1 pseudogene is annotated in these 291 nt (G+C 42.6%); it reads left to right on the top strand.

From position 1 onward, the window contains the following. A pseudogene (locus AB4653_RS24770) lies at positions 1–291 on the top strand (type I glyceraldehyde-3-phosphate dehydrogenase); the annotation flags it as partial.

The raw sequence follows: 291 nt of genomic DNA, 5'->3' as shown, positions 1-291 counted from the left end.
ACTGGTGCTGCTAAAGCTGTAGGCGTTGTTCTTCCAGAACTAAACGGCCTTCTAACTGGTATGGCTTTCCGTGTACCAACTGCTAACGTATCTGTAGTTGACCTAACTGTTAACCTAAAAGAAGCTGCATCTTACGAAGAAATTTGTGCTGCAATGAAAGAAGCTTCTGAAGGCGAAATGGCTGGCGTTCTTGGTTACACTGAAGACCAAGTAGTATCACAAGATTTCATCGGTGAAGTTCAAACTTCAGTATTCGATGCTAAAGCTGGTGTTGCTCTAACTGACAAATTC

The organism is Vibrio sp. 10N.222.48.A3 (assembly GCF_041475345.1).
In the GTDB taxonomy this organism is placed as follows: domain Bacteria; phylum Pseudomonadota; class Gammaproteobacteria; order Enterobacterales; family Vibrionaceae; genus Vibrio; species Vibrio tasmaniensis_A.
This window is presented reverse-complemented; position numbering and strand designations above follow the sequence as displayed.